Origin of the sequence: Pseudomonas sp. NBRC 111131 (assembly GCF_001320525.1) — a bacterium.
Classification (GTDB): domain Bacteria; phylum Pseudomonadota; class Gammaproteobacteria; order Pseudomonadales; family Pseudomonadaceae; genus Aquipseudomonas; species Aquipseudomonas ceruminis.
On record NZ_BCBH01000032.1, the window covers coordinates 23,330 to 37,059 of the forward strand.

Consider the following 13,730-nt stretch of genomic DNA (forward strand, 5'->3'; position numbering starts at 1 on the left):
GACCAAAGCCGCCCCCGGGGGACGGCTTGGTCGGCGCGCAGGTGTCGTCAGGGCCTCACCATTTGTAGGTGGCGCTTGCGACGACGCTGCGCTCATCTCCGTAGTAGCAGTAGTAGCTGTCACAGGTGGAGAGGTAGTCCTTGTTGAACACGTTGGTCGCGTTGACCGCTACCGACGCGCCCTTGAGGCTGTTGTTCAGGCGCCCGAGGTCGTAGTGCACGGCCGCATCGAACACGGTGTAGGCATTGGCTTTGCCCAGGTAGGTGTTGGCCTGGTCACCATAGGTGTTGCCGGTATAGCGGGAGCCCCCACCGATGCCGAAACCGTCGAGCACACCGGTGTGCCAGGTGTAGTCGGCCCACAGCGAGGCTTGCTGGTTGGGCATCAGTTGCAGGCGATTGCCTTTGTACAGGCCGTCCTGCACGTCGGATTTGGCCAGGGTGTAGGCCGCAGTCACCTTGAGGTTCTTGGTGACGTCGGACACGGCTTCCAGTTCCAGGCCACGTACCTTCACTTCGCCGGTCTGGCTGGTAAAGGTCACACCCCCCTCGTTGTTGGTGACCGCGACGTTTTTCTGGGTCAGGTCGTACACCGCAGCCGACAGCAAGGTATTCGAGCCCGGTGGCTGATACTTGATACCCAGTTCCCACTGTTTGCCTTCGGTGGGTTTGAATGACTCCTGCGCCGAGACGCTTGCGTTGCTCGACGGCTGGAAGGACTCGGCGTAGGAAAGGTAAGGCACGAAGCCTGAGTCGAAGACATAGCTCAGGGCAGCGTTGCCGCTGAACTTCTTGTCGCGTTGGGTATTGGTGGCATCGCCCTGGTTGAAGAACGTGGTGCCGGTATGCACCCAGTCTTCCCGGCCGCCCAAGGTCAGGCGCCAGTTGCCCAGGGCCATCTGGTCCTGAACGTACAGGCCGGTCTGACGGGTTTTCTGGTTGTAGTCGTAGAAGGCTGTCGAACGGTCCGGGCGGGTGATCGGCAGCCCGTAGACCGGATTGATGACGTTGCTGTCCGGCACGGTGAAGTCGAAGATCGACAGGTAGTTGGTGTTGACGCGCTGGTGGTCCAGGCCGATCAGCAGCGTGTGGCTGATGTCACCGGTGGCGAAGTCACCCTGGAAGTTGTTGTCCACGGCGAACTGGCTGATGTCTTCATCGGTGTTGGTGGACATGCGGCTGACTGTTCCGTCGTCTTGCACAGGGCCACCGGGCGAGTAGTAGCTGCCGGGTGTGATGGTCTGGAACGCCAGGTCCGACTTGGTATAGCGCAGGTTCTGACGGAACTGCCAGACATCATTGATGCGGTGCTCGAAGGCATAGCCCAGCGCGTAGTAGGTGCGGTCGTAGAACTCGTAGTCCGGGTCGCCCAGGTTCTTGTGGTGGGAGATCTTGCCGAACGGCATGTCGAGCTTGGTGCCCTGGATGGGCCTGAACTGACTGGTGGCGCCGGTATCGTCGCGGGTGAACTGGGTCAGGAAGGTCAGCGAGGTGTCGTCGTCGATGTTCCAGGTCAGGCTTGGCGCGATGTTGTAGCGCTTGTCGTCGATATGGTCGATGGGGGTGCCACCATCACGGATCACGCCACTGACGCCGTACAGGAACTGGCCCTGGTCGTCGATCTTGCCAGTGCTGGCAAAGTTGATCTGCCGGTGGTTATCGCTGCCGTATTGCACCTCGATTTCGTGAGCGCTTTCAGCCTGGGGGCGGCGGCTGACCATGTCCAGCAAGCCGCCAGGTGGGGTCTGGCCGTAAAGCGAGGAAGCCGGGCCGCGCAGCAGGGCGAGGCGGTCGAGGTTCCAGGTCTCGGCTTTTGGGTTGGCGTACACGCCACGGGGCAGCGGCAGGCCATCGAGGAACTGGGTCGGCTCGAAGCCACGCACGCGCATCCAGTCATAACGGGTATCGCTGCCGAAGCTGGCGGACACGATGCCAGGCATGTACCGCACGGCGTCATCCAGGCTGTGCACGCCGCGGTCGCTCATTTGCTGGCGGGTGGCGACGGAGATGGAGCGCGGGATCTCCACCAGTGCGGTATCGGTCTTGGTGCCTACTGCGCTGCGCTTGGCCAGGTAACCTTCTACCGGGCCCCAGGCGTTTTCGCTGTCGCTGGCGGCGTTTATGCTGGTTTCCGGCAACGCCAGGCTGCCGTCTGGCACGGCCACCAGGCTGTAGCTGCCGACACTGCTTTGCTGCAGTTGCAGGCCGGTACCGCGCAGTGCGGCCTGCAGGGCGCCAAGGCCGTCGAACTGGCCGTTGACCGGCGCCGACGTGTGGCCGCTGACCAAGGCCGGGTCGATGACCAGCGCAATGCCCGACTGGCTGGCGATCTGGTTCAGGGTGCTGGCCAGCGGGGCGCTGGGCAGGTCGTAGGCACGCGGGGCGGGTTGCTCGGCGGCGCACAGGGCGGGGCTGGCCAACGGGGCGCCAAGGCCAATGGCCAGGGCCATCAGGCTGGGACGCAGGATACGATCAACAGCACGGGACATGCAGCGGCTCCTCGACGGATAAGTGCGAACTGCTTCCTTGCCGAGCGAGATTTCAGAAGTGACAGGGGGGTCTGAAAAAAAGTTGTATTTCTGTGCCGAGGCTTCGCGGGTTTACCCGCGAAGCCTCGGCAGGCCATCTACTTGGGAACCACGTTGACCCACCACTGCGTATGCCGCTCGATCTTCACCGGCAACGCCGGCACCAGCGAGGCCAGGGCCAGGTCTGTATTGTTCAGCGGGAAGCTCCCCGTGACACGCAGGTCGGCGATTTCATCGGCCACGCCCAGGTGCCCGTTGCGGTATTGCCCCAATTGGGCCAGCAGGTCGGCCAGGCGTACGTTGTCGACCACCAGCATGCCGCGGGTCCAGGCATCGGCACCGGCCACCACAGGGGTGACGGCGCTGAGGCCGTTGGCGTTCATCAGCACCTGCTGGCCTTCGCCCAGTACCTGCTCGTCGCCGCTGTTGCGGGGCATGGCGGCGACCGAGGACTGCAGTACCTCAAGGCGTGTGCCGTTGGCCTCGCGACGCACCAGAAAGCGCGTGCCCAGGGGGCGCAGGCGGCCATCGTCGGTGCGCACCAGCAACGGGCGCGGGTCTGCATGGCCGGTTTCCACCGAGATTTCACCCTGGTGCAGCACCAGCTCGCGTTGCCCGCCTGCGTAGTTGATGTCTACAGCGGTGTGGGTGTTGAGGCTCAACAGCGTGCCGTCTTCCAGGCGCAGTGTGCGCAACTCGCCAGTGGCGGTGCGCTGATCTGCCAGCCAGTAATTGACTGACAGCGACGGCGCGCCGAGCCAGGCCAGTAGTGAGCCGAGCAGCAACATACCGGCGAGCCCGCCGCCTGCCTTGCCAACCCGCCGACGCAGGCTGATACGCGATTGCTGCAGGACCTGGCGGGCGGGGCCGACTGCAGCGCTCACGCGTTGATCGAGGGTACCCAGCTGGCGCCAGGCACGGGCGTGTTCTTCACTGGCGGCGTGCCAGCGCATGAATTCGCTGCGTGCATCGGGCGTGCCGCTGCTGTCGTCCAGGCTGAGTTTCCAGGCAATGGCAGCTTCGAGAACCCGGGCCGAAACCGGTGAGTTGTTCACGTCGGCTCACCGTACAAGGCCACGTAGCACTGGCGCATGCCTTGGGCGAGGTACTGGCGCACGCGCGATACGGAAACGCCCAGGCGCTCGGCGATTTCAGCGTGGCCCATACCGTCCAGGCGGTTATGCAGGAAAGCGGCGCGGGCCTTGCTCGACAGTTTTCCAAGCAGCCGGTCGATGGCCTTGAGGTCTTCGAGGATCAGGTGCTGGATTTCCGGGGAAGGCTGTTCGGCCTGTGGCAGGCGCGCCAGCTCGGCCAGATACGCCTGCTCCAGCGCGGCACGGCGGAAGTGGTCGAACATCAACCCCTTGGCTACAGCGGCGAGGAAGGCGCGTGGCTCGCGTGGGGTATCCAGCCGCTCCCGGCCGAGCAGGCGCACAAAAGTATCCTGGCTCAGATCTTCGGCACGCTGACGGCAGGCCATGCTGCGTTGCAGCCAGGCGAGCAGCCAGCCGCGGTGGTCGCGGTACAGCGCACCGACCAGATCGGCATGTGGGCTCTGTGCAGAAGACAAGCAGCGTCCCCCCGGAACGAATGCATTAACTAACGATAATTATTCGCGATTGTTACAGAGGCAGGGGGTGGGGTGCAATGGACGCTTATCGGATTGCCATCCCCAGCGGTAGCGCCGGTAATCAGCGATCAGAGGCCGTGCCCCTGCACGCTACGCCGACGCCACCCGCGCAATCGCTGTTCGAGTTGCAATGGGCTGTCGAGTTGCTGGCGACGGGCCTGGCTGAACAGAATCAACGCCAGTTCGGCGGTGACCTGGGCATCGGCGCTGGCATGGTGGCGTTCGTCTACCTGCAGGCCGAAACGCGTCACCCAGTCGTCCAGGCCAGCCTCGCGCAGCACGGTGTCGGGGTTGAGCATCGGTGCCAGTTCGGCGACATCGAGAAAGGGATGCTGCAACCGATAGCCCAGGCTTTCTTTCAGCGCCCGGGCCAGCATGCGTTGATCGAACGGGGCATGGAAGGCCAGCACCGGGCTGGTACCAATGAATTCGAGCAGGTCAAGCAACGCCTCGGCTGGGTCGCAGCCTGCCGCCAGGGCGCTGGGGCCCAGGCCATGGATCAACACGCTGGCGTTGGTCTTCTGCGTGGGCCGGTGCAAGGTCCGTTCGAGCTGCTGAGAGAAGTCGATGGCACCATCTTCGATGGCCACGGCACCCACCGACAGCACCTGGTCACGGTTGGGGTTCAGGCCGCTGGTTTCCAGGTCGAGGACCACCCAGCGCTGCTCACGCAACGAGCAGACACCCAACGGTGCGGGTTTGGCCACGTGCGCCAGGCGCTGGCGCAAGGTGTCGTCCAGCAGGGGAGCTGCAGGGCGCAGCCAGGCGAACAGGCTCATAGCTGATACCGCAAGGCCAGGCTGCTCTGCAGGCGCTGCGCCTGGCGCAGGGATTCACGCAGGATGCGCCGGTCCAGGTGGTTGAGGCTGTCTGGATCGACCCGGTTGGAGTAGGGCAGGTTGTCGCGCGTCTGGCGCTGGTGCTGCTGCATGCGGGTTTGCTGAATGAAGTGGTAAGCCTCTTCATATGCCGCGCCATCGAGCGCCTCGATGATGCCTTTGTCGACCAGTTGGCGCAGGCGCTCCAGGGTGTTGCAGGCGCCGATGCCATGGGCCAGGGCGAGCAGGCGTGCACCATCGACGAAGGGGGTAAGCCCCTGGACCTTGAGGTCGAGGGTGGCAGCTTTGTCGTTGCCCTGACGGGTCAACACGAACTCGCGCAGGCGGCCAACCGGCGGCCGTTGGCGCAGGGCGTTGTCGGCCATCATGCGCTGGAAGATACGGTTGTCGGCGACCTGCTCGAGCATCTGTTGACGCAGTTGCTCACACCCTTGTTCGTCGCCCCACACCACGCGCAGGTCGAAGTAGATGCTCGAGCCGAGCAGGTTCTCCGGGCTGGCTTCGCGAACGAAGCCGGCAAAGCGCTGGGCCCATTCGGTGCGCGAAAGGCAGAGCTCGGGGTTGCCGGCCATGATGTTGCCTTTGCACAAGGTAAAGCCGCACTGGGCCAGGCACTGATTAATGTACTGCGCCAGAGGCAGCAGCCGTGCGCGAATGGCATCGGCCTCGCTGCCGTCGGGCGCTTCGAACAGGATGCCGTTGTCCTGGTCAGTGTGCAGGGTCTGTTCACGGCGGCCTTCGCTGCCGAAGCACAGCCAGGTAAATGGCACGCCAGGGTCACCGCGCTCGGCCAGTGCCAGTTCGATTACACGGCAGACAGTGTGGTCGTTGAGCAAGGTGATGATCTGGGTGATCTGGGTCGAGGAAGCGCCATGGGCAAGCATGCGTTCGACCAACTGGCCGATTTCGCCGCGCAACGATACCAGCGAGTCCAGGCGTGGCGCATGGCGGATGGTACGCGCCAGGTGCACCAGATCGACCCGTTGCAGGGAAAACAGGTCGCGCTCGGATACCACGCCGCACAGGCGGCGGTTTTCCACCAGGCAGACATGGGCAATGTGCCGTTCGGTCATGGCCATGGCCGCATCGAAGGCACTGGCACCAGGGCTCAGGTAGAAGGGCTTGGCGGTCATGTGCCGAGCGATGGGCGCGCCCAGGTCGGCATCGGCGGCAGCCACCACCTCACGCAGGTCACGCAGGGTGAAAATGCCCACCGGATACCGTTGCGGATCGACCACGACAATGCTGCCGACCTGCTGCTCGTGCATCAGCCGCACGGCATCACGCAGTGGCATGTCTGGGGCGCAGACCACCGGGTGGCGCATGGCCAGTTCACCCAGGGGAGCATTGAGTGAATATTGGGTGCCGAGGGTTTCTACCGCACGCTGGCGCACTTGCTGGTTGACTTGATCGAGCAGGCTGCTGACGCCGCGCAGGGCAAAATCTCGAAACACTTCTGACAGGGAGAACAGGCGGATGAACGCCGCCTTGTTCAGTTGCAGGCAGAACGTGTCTTCGCCGGCCAGATGTTCGGTGCGGGTGGCGCGTTCGCCAAGCAGGGCTGCCAGGGGGAAGCACTCGCCGCCGGTGATCTCGAATGTGGTTTCCACACCCGGTTTGACCAGGTGCTGGCGCTCACCGACAACGCGGCCCTGTTTGACGATGTAGAAGTGCTCCACCGGGCCGTCCGCCGGCTTGATGATGCTTTCGCCGCTGGCATAGAAACGCAGCTGGCACTGTTCCACCAGAAAGGCCAGGTGGCTGTGCTCCATCTGGTTGAACGGGGGGAAACGCTGCAAAAACTGCAGTGTGCCCTGGATGTTCTGCAGAACAGCGGTTCTGCCCGCCTGGCTGTAGGCGTCCTTTTTGCTCATGAAACTGACCGTATCGCTATGCCGAACTATATATATCTATATATAGGTGCGGCCTTGTTGTTCTCGGCCCCCATGGTCGGCTGGCGGCCGTGCGGTGCCCATTGGACGTAAGTCTATGAGCGGTGTGTGATCAATATCGCAAGGTGCGGTCTTACCGGTGAGCAAGATACTTTTGACGAGACGACCATGGCTGAGCATGACGACATCCTGAGTGACGCTGAACGCGAGGCATTGGCCGGAGTAAGTGCCCCCATGGCGCCCAAGCCGGTGGTGCTGGTGGTCGATGACAACCCGGTCAATAGCGAGGCGCTGTGCCTTTACCTGAAGAGTAGGGGCATCGACTGCATGAAGGCCGATGGTGCCCAGGAGGCGATGTTCAAACTGCATTACGAGCCGCGGATTGCCTTGATGATCACCGACCTGCGCATGGAGCCCAAGGATGGCCTGGAGCTGATTCGGCAGGTGCGTGAGTCGGAGCGGGCGGCGTTGTCGATCATCGTGGTGTCGGGCGACACCGATGTGAAGGAGGCGGTGGACGTAATGCACCTGGGGGTGGTGGACTTTTTGCTCAAGCCGGTGGATCTGGGGAAGCTGCTGCACTTGGTGAAGAAGGAGTTGAAGGTCGAATAACGGGGGTGGATGCAGCCCTATCACCGGCTTGCTGGCGATAGGGCTGCAGCGCAGCCTCTTACATATTACAGCCCGTTACGCGCCTTGAACTCGCGACGGCGGCGGTGCAGCACCGGCTCGGTATACCCGTTCGGCTGCTTGGCACCCTCGATCACCAGCTCCACAGCCGCCTGGAACGCGACGTTGTCGTCGAAGTTCGGCGCCATCGGACGGTACAGCGCGTCACCGGCGTTCTGCTTGTCGACCACCGCGGCCATGCGCTTGAGGCTTTCCAGCACCTGGTCCTGGCTGACCACGCCATGGCGCAGCCAGTTGGCCAGCAACTGAGCTGAAATACGCAGGGTGGCGCGGTCTTCCATCAGGCCGACGTCGTTGATGTCCGGCACCTTCGAGCACCCTACGCCCTGATCGATCCAGCGCACCACATAGCCAAGGATGCCTTGGGCGTTGTTGTCCAGCTCGTTGCGGATCTCTTCGGGCGACCAGTGGGTATCGGCAGCCAGCGGAATGCTCAGGATATCGTCCACAGACGCCGGTGTACGTGAAGCCAGCTCGCGCTGACGTGCCTGTACGTCGACCTTGTGGTAATGCAGGGCGTGCAGGGTGGCGGCGGTTGGCGACGGTACCCAGGCTGTGTTGGCGCCGGCCAGCGGGTGAGCGATCTTCTGCTCGAGCATGGCTGCCATCAGGTCTGGCATGGCCCACATGCCCTTGCCGATCTGCGCGCGGCCTTGCAGCCCGGTGGCCAGGCCAACGTCAACGTTGTTGTTCTCGTACGCGCCGATCCACTTCTCATTTTTCATGGCGCCTTTACGTACCACGGCGCCAGCCTCCATAGAGGTGTGGATTTCGTCGCCGGTACGGTCGAGGAAGCCGGTGTTGATGAACGCAACGCGCTCGGCGGCCGACTTGATGCAGGCTTTGAGGTTGACCGTGGTGCGGCGCTCCTCGTCCATGATGCCGACCTTGACGGTGTTGCGCGGCATGCCCAGCAGGTCTTCGACGCGGCTGAAGATCTCGGCGGCGAACGCCACTTCTTCAGGGCCGTGCATCTTCGGCTTGACGATGTACACACTGCCTGTGCGGGTGTTCTTGCGGCTGGTATTGCCGTTGAGGTTGTGCAGGGCGATCAGGTTGGTGAACAGCCCGTCCTGGATACCTTCAGGGATTTCGTTGCCTTGAGCGTCGAGGATCGCCGGGTTGGTCATCAGGTGGCCGACGTTGCGCACGAACAGCAGCGAACGGCCATGCAAGGTGACGCTGCCGCCGTTGGGCGCGGCGTATTCGCGGTCCGGGTTCATGGTCCGGGTGAAGGTCTTGCCACCCTTGCTCACGTTCTCGGCCAGGTCACCTTTCATCAGGCCCAGCCAGTTACGGTAGACGATGACCTTGTCGTCGGCATCGACGGCGGCGACCGAGTCTTCGCAGTCCATGATGGTCGTGAGCGCCGATTCCATCAGGATGTCTTTGACACCCGCGGCGTCGGTGCTGCCAACCGGGGTGCTGGCGTCGACCTGGATCTCGAAATGCAGGCCGTTGTGCTTGAGCAGCACGGCGGTAGGCGCGGCGGCGTCGCCGTGGAAACCGATCAGTTGCGCGTCGTCACGCAGGCCGCTGTTGCTGCCGCCCTTGAGGGCGACGATCAGCTTGCCGCCTTCGATGCGATAGCCGGTGGAATCGACGTGGGAACCGGCCGCCAATGGCGCGGCTTCGTCGAGGAAGGCGCGGGCGAAGGCAATGACCTTGTCACCACGCACCTTGTTGTAACCCTGGCCTTTTTCCGCGCCGCCTTCATCGCTGATGGCGTCGGTGCCGTACAACGCGTCGTACAGCGAGCCCCAGCGAGCGTTGGCAGCATTGAGGGCGAAGCGGGCGTTCATCACCGGCACGACCAGTTGCGGGCCAGCCATGTGGGCGATTTCTTCGTCGACATTCTGGGTCGTGGCCTGGAAATCGTCGGCTTGTGGCAGCAGGTAGCCGATTTCCTGGAGGAAGCTCTTGTAGGCTACGGCGTCATGGGCCTGGCCTTTGCGTGCCTGGTGCCAGGCGTCGATCTTGGCTTGCAGCTCGTCGCGCTTGGCGAGCAGGGCTTTGTTCTTTGGGGCGAGGTCGTTGATGATCTTCTCGGCACCCGCCCAGAACTGCTCGGCGACGATGCCGGTCCCCGGAATGGCTTCGTTGTTGACGAAGTCGAACAGGACCTTGGCGACCTGAAGGCCACCGACTTGAACGTATCCAGTCATTGCTTGCCTCACCTCTGCTCAGCTATTTCGCTTTCGCTCTTCTGTATTAAGCCTGTAGCGCTTCTCTAAACACGGCACCCGCAATGCGCGAGCGCGGTTGGGTGCGGCTCGCCAGACGGGCTGGCGGGCGGTTGGCGTATTTTCACAGGCGCCTTGGCAGACATCCAAACGACGTTTTGTAGTCCACGCCGACGCATACTACATGAAGCAGCAGGCAGGTAAACATCAGACTAAAAGCGTCGCTCTGCGACCGGTTGGTCGCGTAGGGTCATGCTGGGAATGGCTATGTTCGCAAAAAACGAGTGGATTGTTCCAGATAAATCTTGAAACAGTACACGATTAGTTGTGCGAACTGCCCTGCGGCAGGTTGCCGCGCCTTGCCTATACTGAGTCGACCCCCGTATTTTCGCCGCCTCGGGCGGCTCGACGCAGAGGTAGGGCCTGTGGACCATCTTGTACTGACCGTGATTGCCCCCGACAAGGCTGGCCAGGTTGAACGTATCGCCGAATGCATCGCTGAACATAGCGGCAACTGGCTGGAGAGCCGTATGTCGCGCATGGCCGGGCAGTTTGCCGGGATCTTGCGGGTGGCGGTGCCGGCGGAGAACTTCGATGAACTGGTGAAGGCACTCCAGGCGTTGGGCCAATACGATATCCGGGTGCTGATTGCCGAGAGCGGAATCGAGCCTTCGTGCACCTGGAAACCGATTGCCATGGAGCTTGTGGGCAATGATCGCCCGGGGATCGTGCGCGACATCACCCGTTTGCTGGCCGACCAGGGTGTGAACCTGGAGCGTTTCACCACCGAGGTGCGCCCGGCGCCGATGAGCAGCGAGCCGCTGTTCCATGCCGATGCGCTGCTGGCGCTGCCGTTGACCCTGTCGCTGGATGACCTGCAGCACAAGCTGGAAAGCCTGGCCGATGACCTGATGGTGGAGTTGAAGCTACGCCCAGAGGATTGAGCGGCAACTGCCGGGGGCCGCTTTGGGCCCCCTGCGGGTTATCCCGGTTTAACGGGGACGTCCCTGTGGATAACCTGGGGGCGTACCTCGCCAGCCCAATACCACCAAGGCCTCCCGCGATTTGGATAAAAAACGTACAGTTATCAGCAGCTTGTGCACAAAGCGCGGGGACGAGGGTGTGGATAACCTCTGGAGAGGTTCTGCCAGGCCACGAATTGCGTGGCCTGTAGAGTTTTGATCGTTTTTTGATCAGGCGCGTTTGCGCAGGTTCAACCAGGCATCGACGCTGTAGAGTGCCAGGCCGGCCCAGATACACACGAACGCTACCAGGCTGCTCGAGGACAAGTGCTCATCAAACAGCAGCACGGCCTGCAGCAATACCAGGGTCGGTGCCAGGTACTGCAAAAACCCCAGGGTGGTGTAGGGCAAGTGCCGCGCGGCGGCGTTGAAACACACCAGTGGCACCAGGGTAACCGGGCCGGCCGCCACCAACCACAGCGCTTCGTTGCTGGTGTAGAACGCGCCCTGCGCGCTCACGGCAGAGGGGTGTAGCAACAGCCAGCCAAGCGCCAGCGGCACCAGCATCCAGGTTTCCACCACCAACCCAGGCAGCGCCGCTACCGGTGCCTGCTTGCGGATCAGGCCATAGAAGCCAAAGCTCAGGGCCAGTACCAGCGATACCCAGGGCAGGCTGCCGACCTGCCACACCTGCTGCGCCACCCCGACCGCAGCCATCGCCACCGCGAGCCATTGCAGACGCCGCAGGCGCTCACCCAATAGCAGCATGCCCAGCAGCACGTTCACCAGGGGGTTGATGTAATAACCCAGGCTGGCCTCGAGCATGCGCCCGTTGTTCACCGACCAGACGTAGGTCAGCCAATTCGCGGCGATCAACGTGCCACTCAGGGCCAGAATCCCCAGCCGGCGTGGGTTCTCACGTAATTCGCGCCACCAGCCTGGGTGTTTCCAGGCCAGCAGCAGGAGCGAGCCGAACAGGGCCGACCAGAGCACCCGGTGAACGATGATCTCCACCGCCGGAACGCTTTGAATTGCCTTGAAGTAAAGCGGGAACAGACCCCAGATGATGTAGGCACTGAGGCCCAGGATGTACCCGCGTTGCGGGTTTGCGGCGTGCATGCAGAATCCTTGCTTAGGTAACTAAACACAACGACGGCTATTGTAGACAGACCCTCGTGTGCTTCTAGAACAATTTCAGCGGTTGCTCATCGAGTGCGGCGGTCTGCTCGCGCAGGGCAAGGATCTGGTCACCCCAGTAACGGGGTTGGCCGAACCAGGGGAAGCTGGGAGGGAAGGCCGGGTCATCCCAACGCCGTGCCAGCCAGGCGCTGTAGTGCAGCTGGCGCAGTGCGCGCAGCGGTTCGATCAGCGCCAGTTCGCGAGGGTCGAAGTCGTGGAACTCGTTGTAGCCGTCGATCAGTTCGGCCAGTTGCCCCAGGCGTTCCTCGCGGCTGCCGGCAAGCATCATCCACAGGTCCTGCACCGCCGGGCCCATCCGACAGTCGTCGAGGTCGACGACGTGATAAACCTCGTCGCGGTGCATCAGGTTCCCTGGGTGCAAGTCGCCGTGAAGGCGAATCTGCTTATGTGGGGTGCGCGCATAGATGTCCTCGACCCGCTTGAGCAGGTCGCGGGCTACGGACTCGAATGCGGGGAGCAGTTCCCGCGGCACGAAGTTGCCCTCCAGCAGGGTTTGCAGCGAAGCGTGGCCGAAGTTGTCCACAGCCAGCGCTTCGCGGTGTTCGAACGGTCGCGTCGCTGCAACGGCGTGAAGGCGACCGAGCAACTGCCCAAGGCGGTAGAGCTGGTCGAGGTTGCCAGGTTCCGGGGCGTGACCGCCGCGACGGGGGAACAACGTGAAACGAAAGCCCTGATGTTCGAACAGGGTCTGGCCATGGTGCTGCATCGGCGCGACCACCGGGACTTCGCAGTCGGCGAGCTCGGCACTGAAACGGTGCTCCTCGAGGATCGCTTCATTGCTCCAACGGCCGGGCCGGTAGAACTTGGCAATCAGCGGCTGCTGGTCTTCGATGCCTACCTGATAGACGCGGTTCTCGTAGCTGTTCAGGGCCAGTACGCGGGCGTCGCTGAGAAAGCCGAGGCTTTCCACGGCGTCGAGCACCAGGTCGGGGGTAAGCGTCGCGAAGGGGTGGGACATGAGTGCTCCGAAATGGGCTGCAAGGGCCAATGGTATCAGTGCCAGCCCTCGCGCGGGGCAGCCTATACCGGCACCCCCAGCAATACATTGGAGGGATGGAACTGAACCCGTATCACGCTTGCAGCAGCGACCGCCTCGCGTGCCAGCCAATCCCTTTCGGCAAACCCACACAGGGTCTGCCCATTCCCCAGCGCCAGCCGTACTTCACTGGGTTCATTGCCGTCGGCCAGCACCTCTTCGACGGTCGCATCCAGCACATTGCTGCCGGCCGCAGGCTCATCCGCTGCACCCAGCAACTGCACCCACCCGGCCTTGAGCAAGGCCACCACCATGGTGCCCAACGTCAGTTCCAGGCGCGCAGTACTGTCGTGGGTGATCAAAGCCTCGATTTCCAGCCCGCCGCCCAGTGCCAGGCTCACCCGATCATGGCGGCCTTCGCGGCGCAGGCCACTGACCTGCCCTTGCAACTGGTTGCGGGCGCTGGTGCGCAGCATCAGGCGCCCGAGCAGATCCAGGTCGCTGGACTCTTCGGCCGCTTCCAGAATTTGCGCTTGCAGGGCCTGCAGGCGCTGGTACAGGCGCAGCACCCGCTCACCTTCTACCGACAGCCGTGCGCCGCCACCGCCGCGCCCACCGGTACTGCGTTCGACCAGCGGTTGGCGGGCCAGGTTGTTGAGCTCGTCGATGGCGTCCCAGGCCGCCTTGTAGCTGATACCGGCCGCCTTGGCGGCACGGGTGATCGAACCTTGCTCGGCGATATGCTGGAGCAGGGCGATGCGTTGGGGCCGACGGGCGATGTGCTGGGTGAGCAGAGCGGGCAAAGACATGGTGGCGCCTATCTGAGACTGA

General features: G+C 63.1%; 11 protein-coding genes. 2 read left to right on the forward strand and 9 right to left on the reverse strand.

Translation table 11 applies throughout. The features are described from left to right. Positions 1–55: 55 nt before the first annotated feature. The 5 genes from APH34_RS22735 to APH34_RS22755 form a co-directional block, all read right to left on the reverse strand. Positions 56–2,488 carry a TonB-dependent siderophore receptor gene (locus APH34_RS22735; RefSeq protein ID WP_054903041.1) on the reverse strand — a complete coding sequence of 811 codons (2,433 nt, stop codon included), beginning with the start codon at positions 2,486–2,488 and terminating at the stop codon, positions 56–58. A gap of 137 nt (positions 2,489–2,625) precedes the next feature. Further along, positions 2,626–3,582, reverse strand: coding sequence for a FecR domain-containing protein (locus APH34_RS22740; protein WP_054903042.1), 957 nt, complete (start codon positions 3,580–3,582; stop codon positions 2,626–2,628). Continuing rightward, positions 3,579–4,097: an RNA polymerase sigma factor gene (locus APH34_RS22745; protein WP_054903043.1), complete on the reverse strand. Its 519-nt coding sequence runs from the start codon at positions 4,095–4,097 to the stop codon at positions 3,579–3,581. Before APH34_RS22745 ends, APH34_RS22740 begins: the two co-directional genes overlap by 4 nt. Positions 4,098–4,225: 128 nt before the next feature. Next, positions 4,226–4,936, reverse strand: coding sequence for a PolC-type DNA polymerase III (locus APH34_RS22750; RefSeq protein ID WP_054903044.1), 711 nt, complete (start codon positions 4,934–4,936; stop codon positions 4,226–4,228). Beyond that, the gene (locus APH34_RS22755) at positions 4,933–6,870 is read right to left on the reverse strand and encodes a putative nucleotidyltransferase substrate binding domain-containing protein (RefSeq protein ID WP_054903045.1); all 1,938 of its coding nucleotides are present in this window, start codon (positions 6,868–6,870) and stop codon (positions 4,933–4,935) included. Before APH34_RS22755 ends, APH34_RS22750 begins: the two co-directional genes overlap by 4 nt. A gap of 186 nt (positions 6,871–7,056) precedes the next feature. Here APH34_RS22755 and APH34_RS22760 point away from each other — a divergent pair, with 186 nt between their 5' ends. Beyond that, positions 7,057–7,500, forward strand: coding sequence for a response regulator (locus APH34_RS22760; protein WP_054903046.1), 444 nt, complete (start codon positions 7,057–7,059; stop codon positions 7,498–7,500). A 65-nt stretch (positions 7,501–7,565) separates the two neighbouring features. Here APH34_RS22760 and APH34_RS22765 read toward each other — a convergent pair whose 3' ends face one another. Continuing rightward, on the reverse strand, positions 7,566–9,743 hold the full coding sequence (locus APH34_RS22765) for a malate synthase G (RefSeq protein ID WP_054903047.1): 2,178 nt from the start codon (positions 9,741–9,743) through the stop codon (positions 7,566–7,568). A gap of 443 nt (positions 9,744–10,186) precedes the next feature. Between APH34_RS22765 and APH34_RS22770 the strand changes: the two genes are divergently transcribed. After that, entirely contained in the window at positions 10,187–10,705 is a 519-nt protein-coding gene (locus APH34_RS22770) for a glycine cleavage system protein R (protein ID WP_054903048.1), read from the forward strand. A gap of 249 nt (positions 10,706–10,954) precedes the next feature. On the opposite strand, the gene rarD is transcribed toward APH34_RS22770, so the two are convergent. The 3 genes from rarD to APH34_RS22785 form a co-directional block, all read right to left on the reverse strand. Then, complete coding sequence (gene rarD, locus APH34_RS22775; RefSeq protein ID WP_054903049.1) at positions 10,955–11,842, reverse strand: EamA family transporter RarD; 888 nt, start codon at positions 11,840–11,842, stop codon at positions 10,955–10,957. A 64-nt stretch (positions 11,843–11,906) separates the two neighbouring features. Continuing rightward, positions 11,907–12,881: a serine/threonine protein kinase gene (locus APH34_RS22780; protein WP_054903050.1), complete on the reverse strand. Its 975-nt coding sequence runs from the start codon at positions 12,879–12,881 to the stop codon at positions 11,907–11,909. A gap of 62 nt (positions 12,882–12,943) precedes the next feature. Then, positions 12,944–13,708 (reverse strand): TOBE domain-containing protein, encoded by a 765-nt coding sequence (locus APH34_RS22785; RefSeq protein WP_054903051.1) that lies wholly within the window; start codon positions 13,706–13,708, stop codon positions 12,944–12,946. Between the last annotated feature and the right edge of the window lie 22 nt (positions 13,709–13,730).

Excerpts from the sequence above, each read along its gene's own strand:
- APH34_RS22765 (WP_054903047.1), bottom strand. The coding sequence starts at position 9,743 with ATGACTGGATACGTTCAAGTCGGTGGCCTTCAGGTCGCCAAGGTCCTG.
- APH34_RS22785 (WP_054903051.1), bottom strand. The coding sequence starts at position 13,708 with ATGTCTTTGCCCGCTCTGCTCACCCAGCACATCGCCCGTCGGCCCCAA.
- rarD (WP_054903049.1), bottom strand. The coding sequence starts at position 11,842 with ATGCACGCCGCAAACCCGCAACGCGGGTACATCCTGGGCCTCAGTGCC.
- APH34_RS22780 (WP_054903050.1), bottom strand. The coding sequence starts at position 12,881 with ATGTCCCACCCCTTCGCGACGCTTACCCCCGACCTGGTGCTCGACGCC.
- APH34_RS22750 (WP_054903044.1), bottom strand. The coding sequence starts at position 4,936 with ATGAGCCTGTTCGCCTGGCTGCGCCCTGCAGCTCCCCTGCTGGACGAC.
- APH34_RS22735 (WP_054903041.1), bottom strand. The coding sequence starts at position 2,488 with ATGTCCCGTGCTGTTGATCGTATCCTGCGTCCCAGCCTGATGGCCCTG.
- APH34_RS22760 (WP_054903046.1), top strand. The coding sequence starts at position 7,057 with ATGGCTGAGCATGACGACATCCTGAGTGACGCTGAACGCGAGGCATTG.
- APH34_RS22755 (WP_054903045.1), bottom strand. The coding sequence starts at position 6,870 with ATGAGCAAAAAGGACGCCTACAGCCAGGCGGGCAGAACCGCTGTTCTG.